Source organism: Sphingomonas fucosidasi (genome assembly GCF_036663855.1).
Classification (GTDB): Bacteria; Pseudomonadota; Alphaproteobacteria; order Sphingomonadales; family Sphingomonadaceae; genus Sphingomonas; species Sphingomonas faeni_B.
Genome location: NZ_JAXOJR010000003.1, coordinates 230,231 through 255,827, shown reverse-complemented (window position 1 = coordinate 255,827; position 25,597 = coordinate 230,231). Strand labels below are relative to the sequence as shown.

16 protein-coding genes and 2 pseudogenes are annotated in these 25,597 nt (G+C 62.2%); 12 read left to right on the top strand and 6 right to left on the bottom strand.

Translation table 11 applies throughout. The features are described 5' to 3' along the window. Positions 1-366: 366 nt before the first annotated feature. Positions 367-1,050, top strand: a complete 684-nt coding sequence (locus tag U1737_RS07650) for an AAA family ATPase (protein WP_332796251.1) — start codon at positions 367-369, stop codon at positions 1,048-1,050. Further along, complete coding sequence (locus U1737_RS07645) at positions 1,047-1,397, top strand: hypothetical protein (RefSeq protein ID WP_332796250.1); 351 nt, start codon at positions 1,047-1,049, stop codon at positions 1,395-1,397. The genes U1737_RS07650 and U1737_RS07645 overlap by 4 nt, the downstream gene beginning before the upstream one ends. 83 nt (positions 1,398-1,480) lie before the next feature. Here the strand turns inward: U1737_RS07645 and U1737_RS07640 are convergent, their stop codons facing one another. After that, on the bottom strand, positions 1,481-2,281 hold the full coding sequence (locus tag U1737_RS07640; RefSeq protein WP_332796249.1) for a hypothetical protein: 801 nt from the start codon (positions 2,279-2,281) through the stop codon (positions 1,481-1,483). 441 nt (positions 2,282-2,722) lie between these two features. Here U1737_RS07640 and U1737_RS07635 point away from each other — a divergent pair, with 441 nt between their 5' ends. Next, the gene (locus tag U1737_RS07635; protein ID WP_332796248.1) at positions 2,723-3,958 is read left to right on the top strand and encodes an integrase; all 1,236 of its coding nucleotides are present in this window, start codon (positions 2,723-2,725) and stop codon (positions 3,956-3,958) included. Between the two features lie 115 nt (positions 3,959-4,073). Beyond that, positions 4,074-6,938 carry a PAS domain S-box protein gene (locus U1737_RS07630; protein ID WP_332796247.1) on the top strand — a complete coding sequence of 955 codons (2,865 nt, stop codon included), beginning with the start codon at positions 4,074-4,076 and terminating at the stop codon, positions 6,936-6,938. Between the two features lie 299 nt (positions 6,939-7,237). On the opposite strand, the gene U1737_RS07625 is transcribed toward U1737_RS07630, so the two are convergent. Both U1737_RS07625 and U1737_RS07620 read right to left on the bottom strand, forming a co-directional pair. Then, positions 7,238-7,876, bottom strand: a complete 639-nt coding sequence (locus U1737_RS07625) for an HWE histidine kinase domain-containing protein (protein WP_332796246.1) — start codon at positions 7,874-7,876, stop codon at positions 7,238-7,240. A gap of 332 nt (positions 7,877-8,208) precedes the next feature. Then, a complete protein-coding gene (locus tag U1737_RS07620) occupies positions 8,209-9,561 on the bottom strand; it encodes a transposase (RefSeq protein WP_332796245.1) in 1,353 nt (450 codons plus the stop codon). A 1,112-nt stretch (positions 9,562-10,673) separates the two neighbouring features. Between U1737_RS07620 and U1737_RS07615 the strand changes: the two genes are divergently transcribed. The 3 genes from U1737_RS07615 (at position 10,674) to U1737_RS07605 (ending at position 13,601) form a co-directional block, all read left to right on the top strand. Beyond that, positions 10,674-11,141, top strand: coding sequence for a DUF3237 domain-containing protein (locus U1737_RS07615; RefSeq protein WP_332796244.1), 468 nt, complete (start codon positions 10,674-10,676; stop codon positions 11,139-11,141). Between the two features lie 699 nt (positions 11,142-11,840). Further along, entirely contained in the window at positions 11,841-13,106 is a 1,266-nt protein-coding gene (locus U1737_RS07610; protein ID WP_332796243.1) for an MFS transporter, read from the top strand. A gap of 27 nt (positions 13,107-13,133) precedes the next feature. After that, positions 13,134-13,601, top strand: a complete 468-nt coding sequence (locus tag U1737_RS07605; RefSeq protein ID WP_332796242.1) for a MarR family winged helix-turn-helix transcriptional regulator — start codon at positions 13,134-13,136, stop codon at positions 13,599-13,601. A 140-nt stretch (positions 13,602-13,741) separates the two neighbouring features. Here U1737_RS07605 and U1737_RS07600 read toward each other — a convergent pair whose 3' ends face one another. From U1737_RS07600 to U1737_RS07590, 3 genes are all read right to left on the bottom strand, one after another. Then, the gene (locus tag U1737_RS07600) at positions 13,742-15,859 is read right to left on the bottom strand and encodes an acetate--CoA ligase family protein (protein ID WP_332796404.1); all 2,118 of its coding nucleotides are present in this window, start codon (positions 15,857-15,859) and stop codon (positions 13,742-13,744) included. Between the two features lie 87 nt (positions 15,860-15,946). Next, positions 15,947-16,783 carry a p-hydroxycinnamoyl CoA hydratase/lyase gene (locus U1737_RS07595; RefSeq protein ID WP_332796241.1) on the bottom strand — a complete coding sequence of 279 codons (837 nt, stop codon included), beginning with the start codon at positions 16,781-16,783 and terminating at the stop codon, positions 15,947-15,949. A 75-nt stretch (positions 16,784-16,858) separates the two neighbouring features. Next, complete coding sequence (locus U1737_RS07590) at positions 16,859-18,295, bottom strand: aldehyde dehydrogenase (RefSeq protein WP_332796240.1); 1,437 nt, start codon at positions 18,293-18,295, stop codon at positions 16,859-16,861. Positions 18,296-18,547: 252 nt separating this feature from the next. Between U1737_RS07590 and U1737_RS07585 the strand changes: the two are divergent. The 5 genes and pseudogenes from U1737_RS07585 to U1737_RS07565 form a co-directional block, all read left to right on the top strand. Then, positions 18,548-19,009: pseudogene (locus tag U1737_RS07585) on the top strand (transposase); the annotation flags it as partial. 16 nt (positions 19,010-19,025) lie between these two features. Then, a pseudogene (locus tag U1737_RS07580) lies at positions 19,026-19,316 on the top strand (integrase core domain-containing protein); the annotation flags it as partial. 376 nt (positions 19,317-19,692) lie between these two features. Then, complete coding sequence (locus tag U1737_RS07575; protein ID WP_332796239.1) at positions 19,693-22,170, top strand: TonB-dependent receptor; 2,478 nt, start codon at positions 19,693-19,695, stop codon at positions 22,168-22,170. Positions 22,171-22,182: 12 nt separating this feature from the next. After that, positions 22,183-23,550 (top strand): MFS transporter, encoded by a 1,368-nt coding sequence (locus U1737_RS07570; RefSeq protein WP_332796238.1) that lies wholly within the window; start codon positions 22,183-22,185, stop codon positions 23,548-23,550. Positions 23,551-23,626: 76 nt separating this feature from the next. After that, the gene (locus U1737_RS07565; protein WP_332796237.1) at positions 23,627-25,585 is read left to right on the top strand and encodes a glycoside hydrolase family 3 protein; all 1,959 of its coding nucleotides are present in this window, start codon (positions 23,627-23,629) and stop codon (positions 25,583-25,585) included. Positions 25,586-25,597: the final 12 nt, after the last annotated feature.

Below are 25,597 nucleotides of genomic sequence, written 5' to 3'. Positions count from 1 at the left end.
CTCGAGGATATCCATTTGATTTGGCCACCATAAGGATATCCAGTTAATATTCTTCGGGTGGCGATCATCCACTGGACACCATATCCATATGCCACCATATCCATATGCCACTATAGGCATAGGCTACCATATCCATATGCAACCATATCCCTATGCAACCATATCCCTATGCAACCATATCCCTATGCAACCATATCCCTATGCAACCATATCGCTAGGCTATCCAAAGGCTGCCGAAAGGATATCCATCGTATATGTATTGCGCTATCAATTGGGTTTCGATAGGCCTCCAGCAGCCTATGCGTGGCCAATCGATCGCAATAGGCAATTAGTAGCCTAGTAAGATGTTAATGAGGAAACGCAGGCATGCCAGCGATATCAGTAGCAAACCCGAAAGGGGGTGCCGGCAAAACGACCCTTACGTTCATTCTCGCTGGGGAGTTGGCTCGCAGCGGCGCGTCGGTTGTCGTCGTCGATGCTGATCCAAACGCAATCATAGCGAAGTGGGGCGCCAGGCGTACCGCTGAGGGGAGGGCACTTCCGTTTGAGATCGTAGCAAGCCCTAAAGAGTCAGAGCTAGTTAAAGTGCTCGACGCCCTCACAGAGAAGAACGACTTTGTTTTGATCGATCTTGAGGGGACTGCTTCGAGAATGACATCACGAGCACTTGCCCGCTCTCACTTGGTACTGATTCCGTTCAATCTCTCGCCGATTGACGCAGAATTAGCAGCTAATGCCGTTGGTTTGATACACGAGGAGGCGGAAGCCTTAGGCCGCGTTATTCCGTACCGCCTCGTCCGGAGTCGTGACAACGCGGCGATTGAGACGAAATCTGCGAAACGAATTACCTCAGCAATCAAGGACGCTGATCTACCCTTGCTCAGCAAGGGACTGGTAGAACGAGCGGCTTACCGTGACGTATTCGATTTTGCATCAACATTGGAAGAACTGTCCGATGAAAAGACTTCAGGACTTGCGGCAGCCAAACGAAACGCATTCGAAGTTGCGTACGCAGTCGTAGAGGCTGTGCGTGAGGAGACTGACCGATGAGCGGTTATGGGTTCAAGAAGCCTAATGCGGCATCGGCTGACGAAGTCGCCGACAAACTAAATCTTTCCGGCCTCTCGAAAGCGCCCCTTCGTATCGATCGTGTGAGAGAAGAGGAGGCAGTTGCGCGTGGCGCCGCAATGGGGTTCGTCGATCGCGCCCAGGGGGAGGGCGAGAGTGTCTCGGCTCGACCTAGTCGACGTCGGCGGGAAACCGTCGCTCAGGGAAATCTCTTTATTAAGGGTCCACAAGAAACACTCGACTGGTTCGTTGAATTTACCAACCAGCGCGGTCACCGCTCTTATTGGCAGGCACTTGAGGAACTGCGGGCACTTACCGCGAAGGGTTAGGATCTTTCTAGGCACCGAGCCTCCTGCAAGTAAGGCAAGCGAACGGGCTAATAATTTTCGTGGGTATCCAAAAATCGCACTGGCTAGTTTCGTTTATCGAGACCCCGTGTGAGGAGGCGGTCAATCTCTGCCATTGCGATATCAAGATCCGCAGCCGCTGCACAAAGCGGACCGTGATCGAGGGACGCAGACGGCGACGGAGACGGACCGGGGAGGGCAGGGGATACCAAACCTCCCGTTTCGAGCCCAACGAGTCTCGCAGCAGCAAGCGCGCGCGCCTGGATATCGGCACCGGCGCGCGACAAGCTAAGTGCGCGCATGAGCTGCTTGCGCGTGGTCGGACCGAGCGCCGCCAAAAGCGTCCAAGCCTGAAAGGTACGGGCGTTGCGGGATAAGCCGGCGAGGGCCTCACGACCGCGACCCAACACCGATTCTATCCGCTCCAAATTCGTGAACGCGGCCAACGCTTCATGCGTGCTATGGTCGACGAGCGCAGCAGCCCGCTGGGCATCCGTGACATCGAGGCGAAAGACCGTGCGCGGGACTATCCCGGTAACCTGTGGGACGATGCCGCGTGCAACAAGCACAAGGTTCAGGGCCCAGCATCCGGCCGGCTCGGACGCAATGTAATGCCGCATCGATCGGGAGGGCAGGGGGAGTAGCGCCTCGTGCCCAGAGCTTTCGGCGAAGTCCGGCGCGCGGATCAAAACGTCGACCGCCACCGCAGCGCGCGCCAGCCCATGGAGCGGATGATCCGGACCGGCGTCCGCCAGTCCGCAGGCACCGGTGAGGGGGCCACCAGCAGTCGCCTGCGCCAAGGCGTCCTGGGCGGCGTTGAGCAATGCCAGCGCATCGACCTCGAACCCGCGCGTCGCGTTGACCATGCGAACGACCGTCGTTGCAGCGTCGGCAATCGGTGGCACCCCGTGTGCAGCAAGCCAGAGCACGACGGCGTCGCGGCGGGGGTCGTCGGTCAGGAGGATCGAGAGGGCGTCAGTAGAAGGTTGGTGGGCAGGGCCGACGTTGCCAACGCCGGCATCGCGTCGATACGCGCGCCACGCGTCAGCCACGGTGGCGAGGCTCGCAACCTTGCGGATTTCTGGGGAGGCAAAGCGAATTGCACCCCCCAGTCGACCGACTGCGTAGCCTAGCGAAGTATGATAAGCGAACGTCATTGCGCCCGACATATGCTAGCAATCGCACGATCGCTAGGCAGCTTTATATGTCATGTATACCAACTTACCATAATCGGACATTATGGTAAGTACAGAGATGTGCTACGGAGCCGGAATGCAGGGTGAATTGGACCAGCCGGCAGGCGCCGCATGAGCGAGATCGTCATTCACCGCACAGACGGGGAGGGGCTTCCGGTCCGAGCGCGGCGTAGCCTAGTTGAGCCGATCGATGCCCGCGTGACACGGTTGCTGGGCCTTGCGCTGCCCGCCAACGCCGGCCCTGTCAGCGAGATCGGCTTCGAAGCGCAGCTTGGTGCTATGGCAGCAGCGAGCAAGGCGGCACTGGCATCGGACCTGGCCTGCTATCTGCGTTGGTGTGAGGACATCCGTGTCGCCCCGCTGCCCGCCGAGCCCGAAAACCTGGTCCGCTACATTGCCATGCTCGAGGCGCGGGGCGCCAAGCCCGCCACAGTCGCCCGACGGGTTGCCAGTCTCGCCACCGCACACGGCCTGTCAGGCCTGCAGGAGAGGGGGCATGCGCCCACGAGCCACGTCATGGTCCGTGCGGCGCTCAAAGGCCTGCGCCGGCGTCGTGGCGCTGCCCAACGCCAGGCTGCGCCGTTGCGCTTCGGCGCCACCCTGGACCCGCATACCAAGGGATTCACCCTAACTGCCTTGTTGGAGGCCTGTGGGGGCGATCTACAAGGCTTGCGGGACGCAGCGCTGCTGTCGCTCGGCTATGACGCTGGACTGCGGGTCAGCGAGCTCGTCGCCGTCACCGTCGCGCATATCGATCCGCACAGCGACGGTTCGGCACTCCTGTTCATTCCGTCGTCCAAGACCGATCAGGAAGGGCAGGGGGCCTGGGGCTGGCTGTCCGCGGACACGATGCGCCGGGTCGGCGCTTGGCTGGTAGCGAGTGCCATCACCGAGGGGCCTGTCTTCCGCCGTGTCGGGGTCGATCGTCGACGTCTGCGCGCCGCGGTTCCGCCAATGGCGTACGAGGCAATCCCGGGGCACACCCGGCACTGGCAGGAGAAGCTCAAGGGCAAGAAGGCCGAACCGGCGCGGACGGTCTATACCGTGGGTACCGCGTCGCTGAGCCGGCAGGGCGTCAATGGGATCTATCGGCGTGTGGCGCTGAGTGCCTTCGATCATGGGCTGGTCGAGATGCCGCTCGCGAAAGTTGAGGAGGCGGCAAGGGCGCTGTCGAGCCACTCGCTGCGCGTTGGACTTACGCAGGACCTGTTTGCGGCCGGGGAGGACGGTGTCGGGATCGCGCAGGCGCTGCGTTGGTCCTCGCCGTCGACCGCGCTGCGCTACGGCCGGAAGCTTGCAGCCCGAAGCAACGTCGCGGCACGGGTTTTATCCCGGATCAGGAGCTAATGGCGTACAGCGAAATTTGCATTTTACATCAGGGTGCTGCGGGCTAGTAGCAGTAGGCTTACGCGCGGACAGCCCAGATAACTGACACCAGCTTTGCATTCGAAGGCGGCAAACAATGAGTGCGAACGAGCAAGAGCGACTGGCTGCGTTAGCGCGCTACGAGGTGATGGATACACCACGGGAGCAATCATTCGACGAACTTGCGGAATTGACTGCTCGGCTTTGTGAAGCTCCGATCGCAGTCGTCAACTTGATCGGCGAATGCCGCCAGTTCTTCAAGGCAGAGGTCGGTCTTAATGTTCGAGAGACGCCGCTCGAAACGTCGTTTTGCGCTTTCGCGCTTTTGGAAGACGAGCTGCTCGTCGTGCCAGACCTGACGCAGGATCCACGGTTCAGCCGTAACCCACTCGTGACCGACGACCCTCACATCCGTTCCTACGCAGGGGCATTGCTAAAGACGGAAGATGGCTTGGCAATCGGCACGCTCTGCGTGCTGGACTATCGATCACGACCGTTCACTGCGCTGCAGCTGGATACCCTTCAGGTCCTGGCACGGCAGGTCATGGCCCAACTGGATTTGCGCCGCGCGGTCCAGGACCGGGATCGACGGTATCAGGCAGCAATCGAGAACGAGGAGAAGCTCAAGGCTGCCCAGATTGACCTCGTCGAAAGCGAAGCGCGGTTTCGGAACATGGCGGATCATGCACCAGTGATGTTGTGGGTCACTGATCCGGACGGCAACTCCACCTATCTCAACCGGCAGTGGTACGCATTCACGGGGCAAACGCCTGGTGAAGCCGAGGGCCTCAGCTGGCTGGATGCTATCCATCCCAAAGATATGGCCGCGGCAGGTCAAACATTCCTCGAAGCGAACGCAAAGCACGAGCCATTTCGGCTGGAGTACCGGTTGCAGCGTGCCGATGGAACGTATCGGTGGACGATCGATGCGGCTTCGCCGCGGTTTGGCCCTGATGGCGAGTTCCTCGGGTACATCGGCTCAGTTATCGACATTGCCGATCGTCGTGAGGCAGAGGATGCCCTTCGCGGTGCAAATGCCTTGTTAACGGCAGTCATGGAAGCTGTACCAGGCGTGGTTTACGCCAAAGACCGCACTGGACGCATGCTCGCCGCAAACCGTGGCACGGCGAACCTGGTCGGCAAGCCGTTAGCGCAAATTATTGGTCGAACCGACCGAGAGTTTCTCGATGACTCCGCTCAGGCGGAGGCCGTCATGGCGAACGATGCGCGTGTCATGACCGAACGGAATAGCGAGGTCATCGAAGAAGAGGTGAGTCTTCCGGACGGCGTTTGCGCAACGTGGCTGTCGACCAAATCGCCGTTCCTTGACGCCAACGGTGTCGTAACTGGCTTGGTGGGCTCGTCGATCGACATCAGTGATCGCAAGCGGGCTGAAAAGGAACTGCAACGGCTGAATGAAACACTCGAGGAGGAGGTAGCCGAGCGCACGGCGGAACGTGACCGGATTTGGGTAACATCGCCAGACCTTATGCTCGTGATCGATTTTTCCGGGGTGTTTAGACGTGTGAATCCCGCCTGGACGGCAATGCTAGGCTATAGCGTTGGCGAACTGGTAGGCCATCACGTGAATGAATTCGTTGTGCCTGACGATCACGACGCGACCACCAATGCGTATGAGATCGCCGCAGAAGGTGGCCGACCTATCGTAATGAATCGCTACCGCCATAAGGATGGATCTACGCGGTGGCTCTCGTGGGTTGCCGTTCCGGCAGGCGATATGACGTACGCGACGGGGCGCGACATTACTGCCGAGAGGGAGCAAGCAGACGCCTTACGCAAAACCGAAGAACAGCTTCGTCAGGCACAGAAGATGGAAGCGGTCGGCCAGCTGACTGGCGGCCTCGCTCACGACTTTAACAATCTTCTCACCGGCATGATGGGCAATCTTGAGTTGCTCCAGCTTCGCATTGGGCGAGGCCGCCTTGACGATCTTGATCGGTTTATCAGTGCCGCCCAAGGGGCGGGGCGACGTGCTGCGTCTTTGACCCAGCGTCTTCTAGCCTTCTCGCGGCGCCAAACGCTTGATCCCAAGCCGACAGACGTAAATCGGCTGATCCTGGGGCTGGAAGAGCTGTTGCACCGGACGGTAGGCGCCACGGTCGGTATCGAGATCGTTGGCGCTGCCGGATTGTGGGCCGCAGATATCGACGCATCGCAGCTTGAAAACGCTGTCCTCAATCTTTGTATTAACGGCCGTGACGCCATGCCCGATGGGGGCAAGTTGACGATCGAAACTGCAAACAAGTGGATCGATGATCGCACGGGACGGGACCGTGATCTTTCGCCTGGGCAGTACATCTCGATCTGCGTAACGGACACGGGTACCGGCATGACGCCTGAGACAATTCAACGCGCGTTTGAGCCTTTCTTCACGACGAAGCCGATTGGGCAGGGAACAGGGCTTGGCCTGTCGATGATATACGGGTTTGCCCGGCAATCAGGGGGGCAAGTCCGTATCTATTCGGAGGTCGGACAAGGCACGACCGTGTGTGTTTATCTGCCGCGGCACCATGGGGACGCAGACGACGACCATGAAGAGGCAACAACCGCTGTCGTGGAAGGGGGCAACGCCCAGACGGTGCTCGTCGTCGACGACGAAGCGACAATCCGCCACCTGATAGACGAAGTGCTGGACGATCTTGGCTATACTGTGATTGGCGCAGCCGACGGCGCGGCAGGTATCAAGGTGCTTCAGTCCGGCGCCAGGGTTGAGTTACTGATCACTGATGTGGGCTTGCCCAATGGCATGAACGGTCGGCAAGTCGCCGACGCCGCGAGAATGTTACGGCCCGGGCTAAAGGTGCTGTTCATCACCGGCTTCGCGGAGAATGCCGCGGTCGGGAATGGCCATATGGAACCGGGAATGGAATTGCTGACTAAACCTTTTACTCTGGAAGCAATCTCGACGAAGGTCGCGCAAATGCTGAAAACATCTACGTAGTACACCTTTTCACCAGGGTGTTTAAAAAGGCGTCAAATCAAACTCCGACTTGTTAACAGCGCCCAACAATACAGGTTTATGAAGATCTTAAACAGCGCCTAATCGGGTCATCTTGGAGACTCAAGTTGGAAAATATTACGATTATAGGTAAAAGTTCGGCAAGGTTACGGTTCGACGCTTCACATCTGACGACAGCCACCCCGTCGATATGACGAGCGCCAATGAGCGTCACCCCGCAAAACCTTTATATCGCTGGTCGATGTTCGGGACAGAGCGGCCGGGCGGCCGCCCCGACATATCTAGGGAGCGTCTGCCGGGCAGACTATCCAACTTGCAGGAATACGGAACCGACAACTGAGCGTATCGCCGGTGATATCGAGCGCGACGGTCCCGGCGAGTGCATAAGCTATGGGGCCTTCCAGTTCCCTGCTGAACTCGTCTTCCGCGTCTGAAGAAAGTCCCGTCTGGCGTCCCCTCTCAGTCCAGTTAATCCAGAGATCGGGAGCGGCATCGCCTTGCCCCTCGACACTCCAACTGACTGTGATCCGACTGTCACCATACGTCAGCGCGCCACCCTCGATCGAAATGCGCGTCAGCTCATGAAAAACACCCGCAAGCGCGCTTGCCGCCTTTGGTTTGACGAAGACCGCTTGCCCGTCAACCTGAGCTTCTGTTCCCAATTGCACGCAGAAGGCTACAAGTTCGTCGGCAATCAGCGAGTAGAGATCCACTCCAGCGGCCGGATCGCGAAAAAGGTAGCTTTGAAGTCGTGCAAAGGAATCAAGGCGTCCGACAAGTCGAGCCTGATACTCCTCAGCGGTTTCATCTACCGCAACGGGGCGGCATGCGATTGTACGAACGACTCCAAGCGCATTACGAACATGACGTAAAGTCTCGCCTTGGTGCTCCCGGCTCTGTTTGCGCAGCGTCTCCGTCATTGCGTGATCGCGCAGCGCTCGACGTTCGGACTCATCAGGTGCGTCGGGGGAACGAAAGTGGTCGGGACCTAAGCGGCGTTGGATCACGGGAAGCTTGTACAGACCAGGCGTCGACCTGGTTCATAGTGGCTACGGTGTACCATTAGAGGGCGCGTTGGCGCCGGCCCCCTGTACCATCGCAGAATAGCCACCAGTCTGCTCGTGCTTTCGGGCACGCCCAGGCGCTCGACGGCGCCCCTGTATTCAACCGGAGCAATGTCCTCATCGCCGCGCGAAGTCCGTGGATTGGGGCTAGCAGCACGATGACGAAGTCGCTTTTGGCGGCGCGAACGTCAGCCGATGTCGGTTGAAATGGCGATGAGCAATGCGGCATTCTTGTTGCCGGCACGGGCGACGAACGCGAAAAGCAGCATGTTCTCGGTCTGAAAGACGAACAAGACGACCGGAGCTGCACTTGCAGCTTCCCTCGGTGTGCCACATCCGAACAGAGCCCGCATGAGAATGCCGAGATTGAAGCCTGCGACGTGGATTAGGTATCGTTTGTGGAGGTTCTCGCGCCCACGCAGCCATGCACGGCGCATACCACCGCGGTCGAGGACATGGGCGAAGCTGCGCTCGACCAACTCGCCGCGCTTGCGCATCGCCCTTCGGCCGACGGCGGACTTCAGCCGGGACCGGTTGGCGTAGACTGCCTTTTGCGCTGCATCGTCGCCGTGCCAGCGCAAAATACCATTGGCCGGTTTGGGTTCAGAGATACGGCTCCTCCACACATCGCCGTCGAGCTGCTTGAGGACGCCGCGCGAGTGGTAACCCTTATCCGCCACGAGATCGCAGGGGTGTTCGCATGTCAGCGCCAGACCGACGCTGGCGAGGTTTTGCACTGCTGCATCCAGAGTAGGCTCAAGCGTGTTGGTATCGCCTTGGTCGGCGGCGTGGATCGGCGCCGCGACGATCACACCGGTGTCGAGATCAACTGCATGCTCGGGCTTGTAGCCCAGCCTGGTTGAGCCGTTCTTCATCCGGGCGACCTTGGCATCGGGATCGGTCGCGCCTTCCCAATCCGTATTCGACAGCTTCTTGCTCTTGCGCTTGCGATCGAGCCGGACGAGATCATCGGCGGTCGGGGTATCGATACCGCTTTCTTTTGCCATCCGCGTCAGCATCTCACGGTACGTCTCGCCAGTATCGCGACGTACGATCGTGCGAAGCGCCGCATTGGTTTCCATGGTCGAGCCGTCCACCCCGATCCGCTCGGCCTTCACCAGGTCATGGCCGGCGACCAGCGCGAGCACCCAGCCAAAAATCTTGTCGTGCACCTCGTGCGGCATGCGGCTGCGCATCTTCGACATCCAGCTGTGATCCGGCACCTTCTCCCGGTTCGTCAGCCGTAAAAACTCCCGCAGCGACAGCGAATCCGAACAGCGCCAGACGATGCCGCGCTCGCTATGGATGCCCTCGAAGTAGCCGATCAACAGCATCCGGAAATAGCGGCCCGGTGGCACTGATGGCGCGCCCATCCGCGGCGCGTAGCAAGCCTGGCAGCTGTCCTCGACGAAGCGGTCGAACCCAGCTTCGACCAGCAGTTTCTGGAGCCTGTCGTAAAAGGCGTGGCCCGGAGACCGCGGCACATCGGCCCACGATACAATCAGATCCGGCTGACTCTCACCGTCGCGCTTCATCGCCATACCGGCACACCTGCATCATCGATCGACGCTCAATGAATCAGTCAGGCCCGACTTCGTCAACACGCTGCAGGGTGGCAGCGTCCCCGGGCGTTGAAAAACAAGGAGGCTTCCATGCACAAAACGCATCGGGGGCAAGACGATCGATCAACATTGTAGGCACCCGCGCTGAGGGCAGGGGGGCAACTGGCTCAGCCAAGGCCGAGTCATTCTAGCCACTCTCGCATTCCCGAAATTCCATCGTCGTTGGCTAATTTCGAAAAAAATCGATTTGGGAACAGATTTCGGGAGAATGGCTCGGACGCAGGATTATAGAAGTCCAAACAAGTGTCAGACTCTCTTGTGTGGTTCCCAATCGGGAAGCCGATTGGCTGAAATCGTCACACAGTTTGACTTAATGACTCGTAGGTGATCCATGTTGAAGAATATGCGGAAGATTGGTGTAATCTATCGCCAGGCTCTTCAGGGCTCTGCTGCCTGAGAGTTAATTGCTCGTACCCCAATGCGTGGAGCCTCTTTGCCGCTTTACTTTCTTCATCTACGCGACGGCACTGACGAAGTACTGGATCCCGATGGCGTTGTGTTGCTTGCTGAGGCAGTTTAGGGCACCGCCTTGTCTGCCGACCGCGACTGTATTGCAGGCGATGTCCGCCGTGGACGTCTCGAACTTAAATTCCGCATCGACGTTCACGACGAAGCTGGGGTTATCGTCCACACCATTGGGTTCGCGGAAGCGATCAAAATCGTGCCCGCATAACCCGGTCAGCCACGATCGACCGAGCTTTAGCGAGCCAGATCTGCCGTTTTAACCCATTCCACGCCAATACATGTTCAGCCGGTTCACCATCATCGAAGTGTCGATCGTATTTTCCGATACGACGCGTAAAGATTTCGATTTGTTGACACAGAAATTTATATACTGAATAATGAAATAAATTCTCTTGCGATTCATGACGGGTAGGTTGCTTGTCGTTCTTCTAACAAGAGTCAAATCATTGGCTGGGAGGTCGAGCATGCCTCGGGATTGGGTTGACCGACGCGCGGTGCTGGCGATGGGTGCGGCGGCGACCCCGGCGTTTGCGCTCTCCCCGGCTGGAACCCAAGATTTTAGGCGTATGGACTTTCCTGAACCCTACCTCGAATACGCGTTTCAGGCTGATGTCGCGCTTGGGCCGATTCAGGAATTGGGAACGATCGACGGCGTCCGGCGGCGTATCGTCCCGATAGTCGGCGGGACGATCGCCGGGCCGCGGCTGTCGGGAATCGTCCTGCCGGGCGGGGCCGACTGGCAGGGTATCCGGCCCGGCGACTTCCTGACCCGGGTTTTTGCGCATTACTGGGTTAAGGCGGACGACGGCCAGATCATCTCGGTCCAGAATGCGGGCATTCGTCGGGCCAATGCTGCGGTGATGAAGCGCCTGATGGCAGGCGAGATGGTGCCCCCGGCAAGCTACTATTTCCGCACGTCGCCTAGTTTCGAAGTAGGCGACGGTCCGCATCGCTGGCTGAACGAAACGGTGTTCGTCGCGATTGGCGCGCGAACGCCCGATCATGCGATCATCCGGGTCTATGCCGTAGGCTAAGCGACGTCTTCTGCCTCCCGTTCGTCGTCGGGGCATCATGCTGCTAAAGATCGGGGTTGATTGGTTGTAGATAACAATCACGCGCAACGCCGACGATTTTGGGGCGTTTTCCGCTAATATGGGTCATCAAGCTCACCGGATGCACGTGCTGATGATGGCCTACAACGGTGAGACCTTGTCGCGCGTCGGCTTGACCCCCGCTCGTGCGTCCGCGCTGGTCTTCATCAAGTTGCATGCGGCATGCGATCAGACGCGCTCGACAACGAACTTGGTATCAATCGCGCCAAGGCGGTGACGACGGTCAACCGCCGTCGCTCGGTGCGGGCGAACGGCGCCCGGATCGCGACCGGCGGAGCAACGCACTGCATCTCACCGCAAGGGCCAGCGATTGAGCGGCGAGGTCGTCCAAATGACCGCGGAACATGATGCGAGTTCTTTTCCGTGCTGACCAAGGCGGAGCGTAACCAGCTCGACCGGCTGATCCGCAAGACCCGCGCGTTCAGCCGGGGCGCGACAGGCCGCACCGGACATCCGACGAGCGCTCCAAAGCGCTTTTATGCCAGAGTGACTGACAGAATACACGATTTCACGCCACGGTAATTGTTGCCTTGTATAACATTTCGTCTGATACTGCCCCGATAATAACAAGGACTGGAGAGCGTAGTGGACGATCCACGGGATATTATCGATCGGGCGCCAATGTCGCAATTCCAGTGGGTGATAGTCGCGATCATGATCGGGCTTAACGCGCTCGACGGGTTCGACGTCCTGTCGATCAGCTTTGCCTCGCCCGGGATCGTCAAAAATTGGGGCATCGACCGCGCGGCGCTGGGGCTGGTGCTGTCGATGGAGCTGATCGGAATGGCAATCGGATCGATCATCCTCGGCGGGTTGGCGGACCGGCTGGGGCGGCGCAAGACGATCCTGGGATGCCTGATCGTCATGGCAGCGGGCATGTTTGCCGCATCGACCGCGCATGACGTCGCGACGCTGTCGGTCTGGCGGGTTCTGACCGGCCTCGGCATCGGCGGGATGCTGGCGACGACCAACGCGGCGGTGTCGGAGGCGTCGAACGTCGCGCGACGCAATCTGGCGGTGGTGCTGATGGCGGCAGGCTATCCCCTCGGCGCGATCCTCGGCGGCGCAATCTCCTCGGCATTGCTGCAGCATTTCGACTGGCCGATCGTGTTCCAGTTCGGCGGGGTCGTCACGCTATGCTTCATCCCGATAGTGCTGTGGCGCGCGCCCGAATCGATCGCGTTCGAAATGCAGCGGCGCGGGCCGGGCACGCTCGCTGCGGTCAATGGCACGCTAGCGCGGATGGGGCATCGTACGATCGACGCGCTGCCGGCCGAGCGGGCGGTGCGTACGCGGCTTCCGATCGCAACGCTGTTTTCGGGCGATCTGGTGCGGATCACATTGCTGGTGACACTGGCCTATACCGCGCAGCTGATGACCTTTTACTTCCTGCTCAAGTGGGTGCCGAAGATCGTCGTCGACATGGGCTTCGCGCCCAGTTCGGCGGGCACGATCCTAGTGTTCACCAATTGCGGCGGGCTGATCGGATCGTTGGTGCTGGGCCTCCTAACCGTAAAGGTACGGGTGCGGATGCTGACGATGGGGATGATAGCAGTGTCGGCGCCGATGGTGTCGTGGTTCGGCCATGGGCAGGAAAGCTATGCCGGACTTGCACTGATGGCGGCGATCACCGGCTTCTTCACCAACGGCGGCATCGTCGGGCTGTATGCGATGCTAGCGCGATCCTTCCCGACCGGGGTGCGGGCGACGGCAACGGGCTTTGCGATCGGGGTAGGGCGCGGGGGGTCGGCACTGGCGCCCGCGCTCGCCGGGTTCCTGTTCGCCGCCGGCTATGGCCTGCAGACGGTGGCGATCCTGATGGCATCAGGATCGGTAATAGCGTTGCTTGCGCTGCTTGCTTTGGGCAACAGGACCGGGGAGACCTGATGCGTGGTTGCCAAGGGGTGCGTGACGATGACGATAGTGCCGCAGGACGGAGCGGAAGAGGCCGTCGAGCTCGGCGTGTTGAGCGGGCTTGCGGGCTATCACCTGCGCCGTGCTTCGGGGGCGTTCGCCGCGGACTTCTTGCGGGCGCTCGACGGTACGGGGATGCGTCAAGTCCTGTTCGGGATACTGTCGGTCATCGCCGCCAACCCCGACATCAACCAGGGGGCGGTAGGCCGCAGTCTGGGCATTAAGCGCGCCAACATGGTGGCGCTCATTAACGAGCTCGTTGACCAGGAGCTGATTGAAAGACGCGTCTCCGCTGGCGACCGTCGCGCCTTCGCGCTTCGGCTGAGTGAGGCCGGAGTTGCGAAGCTGGCCGAATGCATTGACCGTATCGGCGCGCATGAAGAGGAGATGCTGTCCGACCTGAATTTGGTCGATCGCACCCGATTGATCGCCTTACTTACCCGGATCGAGGCGCAGGACCGAGCCTAATTCGGTCTAGCCTGGCCATGACATAGATGCTGGCGAACGTTTCGAACCGGCATTGATCGGACCACTCGGTGGGCGGCAGCTGTGCTCGACGTGGACATGGATGTCGATCGCGACGAGATCCGCGATATCGACCGCTGTCCTCATCGTCGGTCCGGTTCGTCGGCGAGGATCAGTGCATCAAGCGCGACAGCCCCTTCGCCCTGTGGATAGGCGATCACGGGATTGAGATCGATTTCCCGGATCGCGGGCGTGCCACGCAGCAGGCGCCCGAGCGTGCCGATGATATCGGCGACTGCGCCGATATCGAGCGCGGGGGAACCTCGCCAGCCGTCGAGCAGCGCGCCGCTTTTCAGGGCCCGCAATTCGGCGATGATCGCGTCGCGGGGAAGATCGGGCGCCAGCAGCCGGACGTCCTGGAGTATCTCGGCCTGGACCCCGCCGAAACCGACCAGGATGACAGCGCCCCATTCGGGATCGTTGCGCGCGCCGACGATGAGTTCGACGCCTCGCTTACCCATCGCCTCGACCAATACTCCCTCGATCACCACGTTCGGGGCATGCGCCGCGACATTGGAGCACAAGCGCGTCCAGCCCTCGGCAAGGGCCTCGGCATCGGCCAGGTTCAGGATCACGCCACCGGCTTCGCTTTTATGGCTCAGCGCTTGTGCTTGCGCCTTAATGACTACCGGATAGCCGACGCGCGCGGCGATCGCCTGCGCATCGGCGACGGTCGCGGCGAAATCGCCATTGGGGACGGGGATGCCGAGCGGTGCAAGCAGCGCCTTCGCGCGATGCTCGGAGATGACGCCGCCATGCGGCAGCGTTCCGGAGATCGGCGCGGTACCCGCGGATGAAGGGTCGCGCGCGCTGGCGGACGCAAGCTGCGCCAGCGCGCGAAAGGCGCGATCCGGGGACGGAAAATAGGGAACGTTCAACCCATGTAAGGTCGCGATATAAGCAGGCGGCACTGGCGCGCCTTCGTCGAGCCCAGCGAAGAGTACCGGCTTGTCGGGCTCCAACCGGCGGATCGCGTCGATGATCGCCTCGAATTTCTGCTTAGAGGTCGCGGCGTCGGTCTGGATGAGGCCGAGCACGATGCTTCCGAACGCATCGTCGGCGAGCAGCGGCTGCATCGTGCGGCGATAGAGATCGGGATCGACCAGCGCCTGCGCGGTCAGGTCCATCGGATTGCTGACCGGAATGAAATCGGGGATCGTCGCGCGCAACGCGGCTTCGGTTTCGGGCGCGGGTGCGGGCAAGGCGAGGCCAAGGGTTTCGCATAGGTCGAGCGTCAGTGCCTTGAACGCGCCCGATTCGGTCAGGACCGCGGTCCCTCCGGCGGGGAGCGGGCCGCAGCGGATCGCGATATCGACAACATCGCCCAGTTCCTCGAGCCCGTTGACCAGCAGGACACCCACGCGTTCGACCTTCGTACGCATCACCTGATAATCGCCCGCCATCGCGCCGGTGTGCGTGGCGGCGGATTCGCGCGCGGCGCTGCTGCGGCCCGGGTGCAAAAGCACGATCGGCTTGCCGAGCGCGCGGGCGCGGGCGGCCAGTGCGAGGAAGCGGGCCGGCTTTCGGAATTGTTCGACGATCATCGCGATCGCACGCGTATCGGGATCGTCAAGCAGGAATTCGACATAATCCTCGACACCGCTCGCCGCCTCGTTACCGGTCGACACCGAGAAGGAGATGCCGAGATTCTTGCTCATCAGCGTGGTGCCGAGCACCACCGCCATCGCGCCCGACTGCGAGACGATGGCGACGCCCGGCCGGCCGTTCAGCCGCAGCGGCGGCGTCTCGACGAAGGTTAACGGGATGCCGTCAACATAATTGGTCATGCCAAGGCAGTTCGGACCCTCGACGACCATGTTATGGTCAAAGGCGATCCGAGCGACCTCGCGCTGAGCGGCCAGACCTTCCTCACCGCCTTCAGCGAAGCCGGCCGAGAAGATCACCGCCGCACCGACGCCACGTGCGGCCAGCGCCCGGATCGAATCGAGCACCGCGCCGCCCGGAATGGCGAGCACCGCCGCATCGACGCCCTCCGGCAGATCGGCGACCGACCGCAGACAGATGCGGCCTGCAATCTCGTCGCGCTTCGGGTTGATGAGGTGGATATCGCCGGTGAAGCGGTGGCGTTCGAGATTGGCCAGCACCTGATTGCCGAGAGCACTCGGCTTCTCCGACGCACCCAGGATCGCGACCGAGCGCGGGCGGAGCAGGCGATCGAGCGAGCGCGTGGCGGGCTTCATGTCGGTGGTCACAGTGGGTCTCCGTTGGGCGCACGGGGCTTTGGGGAACCGTCCTGTCGGGTGGACGCCGACAAGACGATCGACCGGTCAGGCCTTCTGCTTTGACGTGTCGTAGGCGCCCAGGCCGGGCTTGAACGTCTTGTCGTCGATGAACTGCTTGATGCCTTCCTTGCGACCTTCGTTGTCGTAGGAATTGGCGGCTTCCTGCATGCGGATCAGATAATCCTCCGCATCGTCATAGCTGAGCACGCCGACGCGGCGGACGGCATCCTTTGTGGCTTTCAGCGCAACGGGATTCTTCTTGAGCAGGACGTTGGCGACCTCGGTCACGCGCGTCTTCAGCGCATCGAGCGGCAGCGCTTCGTTGACCAGGCCCCATTCGGCGGCGGTCCGGCCGTCGACATTCTCGCCCATCATCGCGTGGTACATTGCCTTGCGGAACGGCAGCAATTCGGTTGCAACCTTGGTCGCCCCGCCGCCGGGCAGGATGCCCCAGTTGATCTCGGACAGACCGAACTGCGCCTCCTCCGCCGCAAAGGCCAGGTCGCACGCAAACAGCGGGCCGTAGCCTCCGCCGAAGCACCAGCCATTGACCATCGCGATCGTCGGCTTCTGATACCAGCGCAGCCGCCGCCACCAGCCATAGGCCTCGCGCTGCACCGCGCGGGTCGCGCCCAGGCCCTGGGCTTCGGCCTCGCGGAAATATTCCTTCAGGTCCATGCCCGCCGACCAGGCGGTGCCCTCGCCCGACAGCACCAGCACGCCGACATCGTCGCGATACTCGAGCGCGTCGAGCACGACCATCATGTCGCGGTTCAGTGTCGGCGACATGCAGTTGCGTTTGTCGGGGCGGTTGAACCGGACCCAGGCAATGTTGTCGACGATCTCGTAGGCCACGGTGCCGTTGGGCGAAGTTTCGGTCATGCTGGTTTCTCTCGCTCCCCTCCACCACGGGAGAGGCCTGGGGGGTGGGGGACGACCTGCGCGGATGCGCGCCGATCAGAGCGGGTAATGGCCCGGCTGTGTTTCGATGGTGATCCAGCGCAGCTCGGTGAAGCTGTCGATACCGGCCTTGCCGCCGAAACGGCCATAGCCCGACGATTTGACGCCACCGAACGGCATCTGCGCCTCGTCATGGACCGTCGGGCCGTTGATGTGACAGATGCCCGACTTGATCTGGCGGGCGACGCGCAGGCCTCGTGCGGTATCGCGCGTGAACACCGCGGCGGACAGGCCATATTCGGTGTCGTTGGCCAGTTCTATAGCATGCGCCTCGTTGCGCGCACGGGCGATGCCGACGACGGGGCCGAAGCTCTCGTTGCGGAACAGCTTCATCGCGGGCGTCACCTTGTCAATGACGTGTGCGGGCATCAGCACTCCGTCCGATGCGCCGCCGTTAAGCTGCACCGCGCCCTGCGCCAGCGCGTCCTCGATCAGCGATCCGACATGCGCCACGGTCTTGGAATCGACCACCGCGCCGAGCGGCGCCTTGCCCTCGCGCGGGTCGCCCACCGGCATCGACCCGACTTTAACGGCGAACTTTGCGGCGAAGGCGTCGGCGACGGCATCGACGACGATGATCCGCTCGGTCGACATGCAGATCTGGCCCTGGTTCATGAACGCGCCGAACGCCGCCGCCTTCACCGCCTCGTCGAGATCGGCATCGTCGAGTACGATCAGCGGTGCCTTACCGCCGAGTTCGAGCAAGACGGGTTTCAGATGCTCGGCCGCACGTTTGGCGATGATCTTGCCGACATGCGTCGATCCGGTGAAGTTGATCCGTTTGACCGCGGGATGATCGATCAGGGCGCCGACGATGTCGGCGGCGTCCTGCGGCGCGTTGGTGACGAGACTGACTACGCCGTCGCCCATGCCCGCCTCGACAAACGCCTCGACGATCAGGGCATGGGTACGCGGGCATTGCTCACTGGCCTTCAGCACCACCGTATTGCCGCAGGCGAGCGGCATCGCGATCGCGCGGACGCCCAGGATGATCGGCGCGTTCCACGGCGCGATACCGACCATCACGCCGACCGGTTCGCGCAGCGCCATCGCGATGCAACCAGGCTTGTCTGACGGAATGACCTCGCCCTGAATCTGCGTGGTCATCGCCGCGGCTTCGCGCACGACTCCTAGCGCCAGCATCAGGTTGAACCTGGCCCAGCCCTGCGTCGCGCCGATCTCCGCCGTCATCGCGTCGATGAATTGCGGCGCGCGCGCTTCGAGCGCTTCGGCGGCTTTCGTTAGGATCGCGCGGCGTGCGTTCGGGCCAATGGCGGACCAGGCGGGAAACGCGGCGGCGGCGGCATCGCAGGCGGCATTCGCATCGGCGATGGTCGCGGCTGGCACGGTGGATGCCACGACTCCCGTCATCGGGTTCAGACGATCGAACGTCGCAGCTGCGCGGGGCGTATCCGAATGAATCGCTGTATCCAACACACACTCTCCTAATTGCTATGGTCCATAGCTTGTTTGGCGGTGTGTGCAATCGCTTTTGTACGTGGGACGTGCGGTCATCTTACGGCTATGCCAGCGCCTCAGCCTCGAGCAGTTCGGTATCAATCTGCGCCTGCATCGCCGCCGCATCGCGTGCGCCGCGGATCGCTCCTGTCGCAAACAGAGGTGGTTCTAGGAATCTGAACAGCGAGGATAAGTGGATTGCCGATCTGACAGCGGCCATGCTGGCAGCGAAGAGGAAGCAAGCTTCACGACGAAATTGCAGATCTTGACGCCATCATCATCCCAATCGTCAATGAACTGGCTCCAGCACTTGTCGCCAGAAACTTGATCGGTCACGGCACTGCCGCGCAGCTGCTGCTGACGGCTGGAGATAATATCGAGCGACTCAACTCCGAGGCGAGCTTTGCCGCCCTCTGCGGCGCAAGCCCCGTGCCAGCGTCTTCCGGCAAGACGACCCGTCACCGTCTCAACAGAGGGGGTGATCGCGCGGCAAACAGCGCGCTGCATATCATCGCGCTCGGCCGGCTACGCACCGACCCACGCACGAAAGCTTACTTGGCGAAGCGCGTCGCCGAATGCCATTCGAAGCTGGAGGTCATCCGATGCCTCAAGCGCTACATTGCTCGTGAAGTCTTTACCCTGATGAGACAGCGTCGCCTCGATGTAAATCAGCTCCGGCCGGCTGCTTGACAAACAGAAGGGCATCCAGGGCTCGCAATTTACCAGTGCGGCTTTCACCGCTGTCCTTCACCGAGAGAAGATCGCCATTAGCATGGATGGAAAGGGTTGCTGGCGCAACAACGTGTTCGTGGAGCGACTCTGGCGCTCGGTGAAATACGAGGAGCTGTACCTCAACGCATACACCTCAGTCCCGGAAGCACGCGCCGGCATCGGCCGATACTTTGCATTTTTTAACGGCGTTCGGCCACATTCAGCCTTTGGTACCAGGACACCGGACCAGGTATACTTCGACCAGCCGCTGCTCGCAGCGGCATGATCAACCAGCGGCGATCCACTTATCCAGACCGCGAGCCTGTTCAGACAACAGGGGCCACCTCTTTAACCCGGCAGCCGTTCACGACGTTCGATACCGTCATCGCGGACACACCCGCGTGCCGCCACCATTTTCATTGTCATCGCGCCCCCAACGCGTCGTAATGCCCCTGCCATCGCTATCGACCCTTTTCCTCATCCGTCACATCGCAATGTTATTTGGCATAGCTATCCATTGACACTCAGGTCGCTTCACGGCATTTAGCGCTAAAGCCAGCTACAGACCGGTTATTAGGGAGGATGAGAGAACACAATGGTTCCGACGCCCCCTTTCGATGCCGCCTACGGCAGCGATTTGATCGATACTAAAGGGGAACGCTATGAAGAACATCTTCCGCATCCAGATGCTATCCGCGAGCGCGCTTACGCTGGTCACTCTTTCCGGCACGGTATCTGCGCAAGTAGTCGCGGGACAGGTCGCATCAAACGTGCCCACCACGCCCGCGCCGAACAGCTCAGTTAGCGGCAACGCACAAGTCGAGGTGGGCGTCGCTGACGAGAGTATCATGCCCGGAGACATCGTGGTCACCGCGCAGAAGCGGGTCGAGCGTCTTCAGGATGTTCCGCTCGCGGTCACCGCGGTCGGCGGCGACATGCTCGCCAGTCGCCAGATTAACGACAGCAATAGCCTTGTTCAGGCGGTGCCGTCGCTGACCTTTCAGCAGGGCGCAAATCCTTCAAATACCACCTTCCGAATACGTGGCATTGGGACGTCGCTTTTCAGCCAAGGTGTCGAGGCGGCCGTGTCGGTCGTGGTCGATGGGGTCGTCGTCGCCCGCCAGGCGCAGGGCTTCGCAGATTTCGCGGACATCGACCGGGTCGAAGTGCTGCGCGGCCCGCAAGGCACGCTGTTCGGACGCAACGCAACCGCGGGCGTCATCAACGTCGTCACCGCACGTCCATCGCGCGAATTAGAGGGCCGCGCTGACGTCACTATCGCTGAGGGCAACGAATATCGGGCGAAGGGGACCGTCTCCGGCCCGATCGGCGAAACGCTGCGCGCGCGTATTACCGGCTATTATAACCATGTCGGCGGCATCACCGAGAACGTCGTCACCGGCCGCGAGGTCAACGGATCAGAGGGCTGGGGCGTTCGCGGCAAGCTGGAATGGGACGCGACCGACAGCCTCAACTTCCTGCTCGCCGCCGATTACCGCAAGAACGACAGCGATTGCTGCGCCTCGGTCGCGATCAGCCTTGTCAACCCCGTGGTTGCTCAACTGACCGCGCCAGTCGTCGCCTCGCGCCGCAACCGCCAGATTGCCGAGGATGTCGAGACGTTCTCAAACAGCAATCAGAAGACGTTTTCGCTGCAGGGCGACTGGGATCTCGGTTCGGCGACGTTGACGTCGATTACGGCCTATCAGGACTATTATCTGGACGTGAACCAGCCGATCGACCGTATCGACAGCGATCCGGTGCGCTTCGTCGGTGCTGGAGCGGCGTATGCGGCATGGCCAGTCAACGGTGGTCAGGTCGACCTGAAAAACTTCACCCAAGAACTTCGGCTCGGGTCGAACGGAAGCCGCGACCTGACCTATGTGGTCGGTGCCTATTACTCGAACCTCGATATCGATCGTCCCTATGCGCGACGCCGCGCGGTCTGTGCGACCGGGACGATCGGCCAGCCCTGCGCCAACCCGGTTTTCCAGTCGTCGTCGAGCCGTTCGCACCTGGATAGCGAAAGCATCGCCGCCTTCGCGCAGCTCGAATACCGTCTGGTCGGCGGACTGAAAGCACTTGGCGGAATCCGCGTCCAGCATGAGACGGTCGCGGTTGAGGGCTCGCGCATTTCGCCTGCGGTCGCCGGGGACGCCGTCTTCCCGGCCAGCCCGGTGATCTCGGGCAGGCGTTCGACCAGCGACACCGCGGTTACCGGCAAGGCGGGTCTCCAGTATGAAGTCAGCCGCAATGCGCAGTTCTACGGCTCGTGGACCCGCGGCTACAAGGGGCCCGGCTTCGACACCGAGATCAGCGCGAATTTCGCGACGCAGAACCCGGTCGAGCCGGAAACCGTCGACGCCTATGAAATCGGGTTCAAGGGCCAGTCGTCCGATCGGAAGCTGAGCTTCGCAGCAGCCCTGTTCCGCGCCGACTACAGCAACCTTCAGGTGCAGGCGAACCGCTCCGACCCCGTCACCGGCATTACACAGTTTGTGACCACGAACGCAGGCTCGTCGCGGACGCAGGGCTTCGAGCTGGAGGCCACGTTACGCCCATCCGCCGCCTTCTCAGTGAATGCGTCGTTTACCTATGCCAAGGCGACGGTCGCTGTGGACGGGCTGAACTGCCCGTTGCAATTCCAGGCCGCGGCCAATGCGTCGACACCGATCACATCCGGCTTTCCGACCAATGCCTGCTTCCGCAGTGCGACCGTGGTCAACGGGGCGACGATCATATCGGGACCACAGCAGAACGTCCGCGGAACACTTCCGGCCTCGCCGCGCGTCCGCGTGTCGGTGACGCCGCGCTACGACGCGGAAATCGGTAACACCGGGCTCGCCGGTTTCGTCCAGACGAGCATCAATCTAACGTCGAAGCAGAATTTCTCGCTGGAACAGGATCCGCTGCTCGTACAGCCGGCCTACGCGCTAGTCGACATGAGCGTCGGCGTTCACGACGCCAACAACCGCTATACCGTCTCGGTATTCGTCAAGAACCTGTTCAACGAGAATTACTTGACCAACATCGCGCACAATTCGCTGCTGGCGACCGCAGCCAATCCGTTCGATCTGATTGCCAACTACAACAAGGACGCCGACCGCTATTTTGGAGCAGCCTTCGGTCTTCGCTTCTGACGAACCAGTGCCGTGTCCCGCACGCCGCCCGCCTCTAGCCGGAGAGCTGCCCTGACCGATGCGACCGAGCGCTGGAGCCGACCGGACAACGCCCGGTGTGTCCTGCTGGTCCTGACGCTCGCTAATGCGCTGGCGTTCGTCGACCGGCAGGGGCTCGCCCCGTTCGTCGAGCCGATCAAGGCGGACCTTGGCGTGTCCGACACCGCGATCAGCCTGCTCTACGGCATGAGCTTCACGCTGATCTACGTCACGGTAGGCGTGCCCGTCGGGCGTTTTGCCGACCGGGCGAACAGGCGCAACGTCATTGCGGGATCGATCGTCGTGTGGAGCCTTGCCATCGCTGCCTGCGGCCTCACGCGTTCCTTCGCTGGGCTGTTCGCCGCGCGCCTCTGCATCGGGGCGGGGGAGGCGGGGCTCAATCCCGCCGCCTATTCGATGCTGGCCGACTGCTTTCCGCGCGAACGGCTGGCCGCCGCGATCGGCGTCTATCAGACCGGCATCTATCTCGGCGGCGCGGCGGCACTGCTCGGCGGCGGGTTCAACGCGGGCATGCTGCCGGCCGGCGTACCGATCATGCTTCCGCTGGGTGGCAAGGTGAAAGGCTGGCATATTGTCGTCCTCGCCCTCGGCGCGCCCGAGCTGGCGCTGTCGGCGCTCTTGTTTGCCCTGCGCGAACCCGTCCGTCGCGGCGCACCCAGGACCGACGCCGTGGTTCCGCTTTCCACCTTCTTTGCGCACGTCGTCCAGCGTCGCGAGGCGTATGTCGGCATCGGCTTGGCCTTTGCGCTGAAGATCCTTGTCGGCAACAGCACCGGTGCCTGGATTATGACCCCCTTTGTCCGCAAGTTCGGCTGGACGACCGCAGAGATCGGCGCCCGATACGGCCTGACGGTCTTCGTCTGCGGGTCGGGCGGCGCGCTGGCAGGCGGAGTGTTTGCAAGCTGGCTGGAACGGCGCGGGCTGTCGCGCGGTAACCTCGTCGCCGCGCTGATCGGGTTTGTCGCGCTCCTGCCGCTGACGATCGGCTTCCCGCTGGTGCCGACGGCCTGGCCGGCGCTGGCCATGATCGGTGCGATGAACTTTTTCGCAGGGTTCAACTTTGGCGGCGGGCTGGCCACGCTGCAGAACATGACCCCCAACCGGATGCGCGCGCTGCTCGCGGCGAGCTACATGGTGTTCGCCAACGTCGTCGGCGCAGCGCTGGGGCCGACGGTAGTCGCGCTCGTCACCGATTACGGCTTCGGCGACCCGCAGCGCCTGCCCGACGCGATCGCGATCACCTGTGCAGTCGCGTCGCCGCTCGCGGTACTGTGCCTGCTGATCGGCATGCGCGGACTGGCGCACGTGCAACGCCTCGATACCGCCGGACCCGTCGCATGACGGTCCCGGCGCGAACGTCGTCACCCATCTACCGGCATGCACGGGCCTATGTCACCTGCAACAAGGAACGACCGACATGATGAGACGGATACTCGGTGGATCAGCGGTGATCGCGTTCGCGGCGGCGGCGGCGGCGGCGGCGGCGGCGGCGGCGGCAGCAGCGCAGACGGCACCGGTGACGCGGTTCCGTGATCTAAACCACAACGGTCGCCTCGATCCTTACGAGAATGCGCGGCTGCCCGTCGCCCGACGGGTCGACGATCTGCTCGCCCGCATGACCCTGGACGAGAGGGTCGGGCTAATGCTCCACGGCACGCTGCCCGCGACGGGGTCGGCGATCGGTGCTTCAACGCAAGGGTACGACATGGCGGTGGTTGCTGAACTGATCGGCACCGCCGGGATCAACAGCTTCATCACCCGCCTGGCGATCCCGGCCGCCGCCTTTGCGGCTCAGAACAATGCCGTCCAGAAGCTGGCGGAAGGCGGACGGCTCGGCATCCCGGTCACGATCAGCACGGATCCGCGCAACCATTTCCAGGCCGTCATCGGCACGAGCAACGCCGCTGGCGGTTTCTCGCGCTGGCCCGAGACGCTGGGGTTCGGCGCTCTCGGCGATGCGGCGAGCGTGCGCCGTTTCGGCCAGCGTGTCGCTGCCGAATATCGCGCGGTCGGCATTCAGATGGCTCTGTCGCCGCAGGCCGATCTGTTCACCGAACCTCGCTGGCCGCGCGGTACGGGCACGTTCGGGTCCGATCCGGCGACGGTGTCCCGGCTTGCGGGTGCATATGTCGAGGGCTTTCAGGGCGGTGCCGCCGGACTGCGTCCGAACGGCGTCGCTGCGGTCGTGAAGCACTGGGTCGGCTACGGGGCCGAGCCCGACGGGTTCGATGGCCACAACCAGTACGGCCGGATCGTGCGCCATTCCAACCGCAGCTTCGCACTCCACGTCGCTGCGTTCGACGGTGCCCTGAAGGCGCGGGCGGCGGGGGTCATGCCGACCTATCCGATCATCGACGGCGTCACGGTGAACGGCAGGCCGCTGGAACCGGTCGGCGCGGGGTTCAGCGGGCAGTTGCTCACGGACCTGCTCCGCGGGACCAAACGCTATGCCGGCCTGATCGTTTCCGACTGGTCGATCACCAACGATTGTCTCGACACCTGCGCGGCACCCACCGCGGACCGACCACAGGTGCCGCCGGCGATCGGCATGCCATGGGGCGTCGAGGCGCTTGCCAAGGAAGATCGCTTCGCCAAGGGGGCCAATGCCGGGATCGACCAGTTCGGTGGCATCAACGATCCCGGCCCGCTGCTTGCTGCGGTCAAGGCGGGCAAGATTGCTGCGACTCGGGTCGACGAGGCGGCGCGCCGGGTCCTGTCGCTCAAGTTCGAGCTAGGACTTTTCGACAACCCCTATGTCGATGTCACAGCGGCGACGCGCATCGTCGGCGATCCGGCCACTCAGCGCGAGGCGGATGCCGCGCAGCGCGCCGCCCAGGTGGTGATCCAGAACCGCGGTGGGGTGCTGCCGCTGTCCCGCGGGCGACGGGTCTGGCTGTCGGGGGTCGATGCCGCCGCTGCCCGTGACGCCGGGCTGACGGTCGTGGCCACGCCCGACGCCGCCGACGTGGCGATCGTCCGTACCGCGACGCCGTTCGAGACGCTGCACCCGCATCACTTCTTCGGTCGTCGGCAAAACGAGGGGCGGCTCGACTTCCGTGATGGCGACGCGGGCTATGAGGCGATCAAGCGTGCCGCCGCGTCCGGGCGTCCGGTGATCGTGGCGGTCGACATGGACCGCCCTCCGATCCTTACCAACATCCGCGACAAGGTGGCGTCGATCGTAGGCCTGTTCGGCGCGAGCGACGCCGCGCTGCTCGACGTGCTGACCGGCCGGGCGATCCCGCGCGGTCGCCTTCCGTTCGAGCTGCCCGCATCGATGGCCGCGGTCGCGGCGCAGAATCCGGCGCTTCCCGATGACAGCCTCGACCCGCTTTATCCGCGGGGCTACCGGCTGACCATGACGCGACGGCGCTGAACGGTGGCAACA

Bases quoted from the DNA above. Each gene is read 5' to 3' on its own strand.
- U1737_RS07625 (WP_332796246.1), bottom strand. From the start codon at position 7,876: ATGACGGAGACGCTGCGCAAACAGAGCCGGGAGCACCAAGGCGAGACT.
- U1737_RS07615 (WP_332796244.1), top strand. From the start codon at position 10,674: ATGGACTTTCCTGAACCCTACCTCGAATACGCGTTTCAGGCTGATGTC.
- U1737_RS07595 (WP_332796241.1), bottom strand. From the start codon at position 16,783: ATGACCGAAACTTCGCCCAACGGCACCGTGGCCTACGAGATCGTCGAC.
- U1737_RS07640 (WP_332796249.1), bottom strand. From the start codon at position 2,281: ATGGTCAACGCGACGCGCGGGTTCGAGGTCGATGCGCTGGCATTGCTC.
- U1737_RS07630 (WP_332796247.1), top strand. From the start codon at position 4,074: ATGAGTGCGAACGAGCAAGAGCGACTGGCTGCGTTAGCGCGCTACGAG.
- U1737_RS07610 (WP_332796243.1), top strand. From the start codon at position 11,841: ATGTCGCAATTCCAGTGGGTGATAGTCGCGATCATGATCGGGCTTAAC.
- U1737_RS07620 (WP_332796245.1), bottom strand. From the start codon at position 9,561: ATGGCGATGAAGCGCGACGGTGAGAGTCAGCCGGATCTGATTGTATCG.
- U1737_RS07600 (WP_332796404.1), bottom strand. From the start codon at position 15,859: ATGAAGCCCGCCACGCGCTCGCTCGATCGCCTGCTCCGCCCGCGCTCG.
- U1737_RS07635 (WP_332796248.1), top strand. From the start codon at position 2,723: ATGAGCGAGATCGTCATTCACCGCACAGACGGGGAGGGGCTTCCGGTC.
- U1737_RS07605 (WP_332796242.1), top strand. From the start codon at position 13,134: ATGACGATAGTGCCGCAGGACGGAGCGGAAGAGGCCGTCGAGCTCGGC.
- U1737_RS07575 (WP_332796239.1), top strand. From the start codon at position 19,693: ATGAAGAACATCTTCCGCATCCAGATGCTATCCGCGAGCGCGCTTACG.
- U1737_RS07645 (WP_332796250.1), top strand. From the start codon at position 1,047: ATGAGCGGTTATGGGTTCAAGAAGCCTAATGCGGCATCGGCTGACGAA.
- U1737_RS07650 (WP_332796251.1), top strand. From the start codon at position 367: ATGCCAGCGATATCAGTAGCAAACCCGAAAGGGGGTGCCGGCAAAACG.
- U1737_RS07565 (WP_332796237.1), top strand. From the start codon at position 23,627: ATGATGAGACGGATACTCGGTGGATCAGCGGTGATCGCGTTCGCGGCG.